General features: G+C 60.2%; 3 protein-coding genes. 1 reads left to right on the top strand and 2 read right to left on the bottom strand.

The genetic code is table 11. The features are described 5' to 3' along the window. The first annotated feature begins 615 nt into the window (after window positions 1-615). Window positions 616-813, top strand: a complete 198-nt coding sequence (locus T331_RS0116640; protein ID WP_026440835.1) for a hypothetical protein — start codon at window positions 616-618, stop codon at window positions 811-813. 445 nt (window positions 814-1,258) lie between these two features. Here the strand turns inward: T331_RS0116640 and T331_RS20110 are convergent, their stop codons facing one another. Then, window positions 1,259-1,642: a hypothetical protein gene (locus T331_RS20110; RefSeq protein ID WP_155992770.1), complete on the bottom strand. Its 384-nt coding sequence runs from the start codon at window positions 1,640-1,642 to the stop codon at window positions 1,259-1,261. 77 nt (window positions 1,643-1,719) lie between these two features. Beyond that, window positions 1,720-2,880, bottom strand: a complete 1,161-nt coding sequence (locus tag T331_RS18880) for a site-specific integrase (protein ID WP_051622461.1) — start codon at window positions 2,878-2,880, stop codon at window positions 1,720-1,722. Window positions 2,881-3,073 lie beyond the last annotated feature (193 nt).

Raw genomic sequence — 3,073 nt, 5'->3', positions numbered from 1 at the left:
GCAATCAGAGACTTCTGGATGCCCCAGCGCGTCGCAGAGACATCACGGTAAAGTCCAGCCCCATGCAGTGGGGGCCTCGCATCGGTTACGGAGTAGGCAGGTTTCCTGGAGTACCCGCTGGTCCACGATCTGGAGGCCGAACACAGCCTTGGCGATCTTGCGGACAGCATCCGGGCAGGTGGTTCCCACCGGGTGATGCTTGGTAACGTGCGCGACGAACAGGGCCTTGTAGTCCGGGAGGGCCGGGGCGGGCGGTACGGGGGCCTCTTCGGGAACGGGCGGGGCTGCGGGGGCCAGGAGGGTGAAACGGGATTGCATTCTGTGGCTGCAAATTGTCGCGAACTGCGGTACAATGCCGCAGAAATGGCCGACAAACCGCCAAAAACTGACGATGGCAAACCTACCTGATGATTCCGGAGCAAGCCGCCCTCTGATTCCGACATGATGGCGCCCCCCATTCCGATTTGATGGCGCACGGGCAAGCGGGGGTGAGGGTGTCTTCGCTGGCTGCGTTAGGTTTTCCTCTTTGGCTTTTGCTGAGGAGGGGATTGATGCCAGCGGGGAGAGTTTGCATGCGCCATGTGCGCGAGATTTTGCGTCTGACGGCGGCTGGGGGTGGTGCCCTCGACGGTGCGCGAGACGCTGCGGCGGTTTGCCGATGCGGGGCTGAGCTGGCCGCTGGGGCCGGAGGTGACGGATTCTGCGCTGGAAGCCTCATTGCTGTGTGGCAAGAGCTTGATTGAGTATCTTAAGGCCAGGATCGTTAGGGATGCGGTCTTGTTTTTTGAGTTCTTCCATGAAACCGGCCCGTGAGCCAAAGGCGGCTTCATACCGTGCCACCGTATCAGCGGCTAATTTATTCAGCACGGCAACAGGCGGCGGCCCAGAGTCAGCGCTGCAAAATATGTCTATTGGCCAGCTTATGGCAGTACACTTCCCTGCGCTGATCTGGTCGAGGTTGCCGAACATATCGGGTGACCATCGGCCCTTAGGGGTATCTTGCCCGGTATTATCGCGGACCTCCCCGCCCAGGATCACGTAATGGTCTGGGCCATCGTTTACCGATGCAAAAACCCAGTATCTATAATCAGCCTTTTTAGAAACTGTTATTCCGCACTCATTCAGCAAGGCGGGTGATGCACGGGCGTAGTGCGCTTCATAGAAGCTGGCTGGGAGATTAAGCTTGAAAACTGGGTCAATCGTAACGGCCTGACGATCCGAATTACAATCCGGTGCTCTGGCCAGGGCAGGCGTGATACTAATCAGCCCGACGATACACGACAAAACCAGGCTTTGCCCTCGCATACATATGGCTCGGCCAGAAATCCTCTTGAACAAAGTCTGAGACCCAATTTTTGCCATTGTACCCCTCGATATGCCCCGCTTCACCGGCCTTAACTGGTTGGATCACGACGATGTCGCCTTTTTGTGGCACGTAATTAGGTGCTGGAACGGGTATGAACCCGAGGGCCCACAACGTGCCTCCCCATAATCTCGCGGGTTCGGGCCACGTGACGGGACGCATACCGGCTGCGGCCAAAGCCATGCGGACATAGTGGGCGCATCGACCTTCGCCAAACCGTTGCTTAGACACATGCGCGGTGATGTATTCGGCAAACTTGTCCTTGTCGAAATGCGCCATCCGTTGTCTCATTCCTTCTAGCTTAACGGGAACACGGAAGGCCGCCGAAAGCAATATGCCTGAGACCAGGAGGGGGTTTAGTCCGCCCGCTCCACATACAGCCCAGACAGGTCCACCTCAGGCCAAGTCACCCTCTCGATGGCCTCTTTCAGCTTCTCCAGCGGGATGCCTTTTAGATAGCGCTTCCGGCTCTCCCCGCCGCTCTCGTGGCCCGTCAGCAGGTCAATCCATCCCTCATTCACGTCAGCCTCGAACAGCTTGGTGGTCACGCCATGCCGGAACGAGTGGTAATCCAGCCCCTTCCGGTAGACCCCGATGGCCCGCCGGTAGGCCGAAAACCGCTTGGTGAAGCTATAGCCCTGCTTGGCATCCACGCCGCGCGGTTTCAGGTCTGGGAACACGGGCGCGTCTGGTGCGGGCGCGGTGGCCTGGACGTACTGGAGGAACCCCAGCTTTATCAGTTCGGAGTGCAAGGGCACCCTGCGCCGGGATTGCGCGTTCTTGAGTTGCCGCCCGTCCTCGTCGGTGATGTTCAGGAACCAGATATCGCCCGCCTGGGCCACGTCCGCTCCCCGCAGTTGGGCGAACTCTTCCAGGCGGTTCCCGTGGAAGGCGCCTAGCAGCGGCAGCCAGAACATGCCGTCCCTTATGATCTGGTCTCCGGCCCGTGCCCGATAGAACGGATTGCAGCCAGTCCAGATGGGGGAGGCGAAAAGGGCGGCCAGTTCTTTCCCAGTCCACATGTCCTGGTCGTCGCGCACGGACCCTTTGGCCTTGAAGGTGAACCCCTGGGCCGGGTTGGCGAATGTTCTGGATAGCCGCCCGGTCTCTTTCAGGAACTCAAAGAAGCGGGACACGGCCCAGAAGTGCCGCTTTACGGTCTTGTCGGACAGTAGCTGGGCACCGGGCGGCGACTCGGCGATGATTTCCGCCAACGGTTTGTCCTTCTCCTTGGGCGACTTCCGGTAGATCATCGGCAGCTTGCGGAGAACGGCGCGGAACTGCTCGGTATGTTCGGGGGTGTATTGGTCCACCGGGAGGTCACCCACCACCTCTCGGAACATGGCCAACGAGACCAGCGCTTGCTTGAGCGGGCCTGCTCGCCAGCCGGACGAGGCGGTGCCCCACGCCTGGAAATCATCCACATAGGACGAGGCCAGGGGGCGGGTAGGGGCCTTGGGGGCTTCCGGGGTGACTGGAGGGACCGGCACGGCGGGCAGGGCCGATTCGGTCAGCATGACCAGAGGTTCTTGTCCCAGGGTCCGGCGCTCAGCTATCTCCCAGCCCTTGAGGGCGGCCTCAATGAGACCGTAGGCCAGATGGTTCCGCAGGTCTGGTGAACCGCTCCATGTTTGCCGGAGGCATCAACTCTTGAGAGGATGGTGTCATGACGAACAGAACGAGCAACAAGTTTTCGCCTGAGGTTCGCGA

Source organism: Acidocella facilis ATCC 35904, from assembly GCF_000687875.1.
GTDB classification, from domain to species: domain Bacteria; phylum Pseudomonadota; class Alphaproteobacteria; order Acetobacterales; family Acetobacteraceae; genus Acidocella; species Acidocella facilis.
Note: the sequence above shows the minus strand (reverse complement) of the source record. Positions and strands in the feature narration are given on the sequence as shown.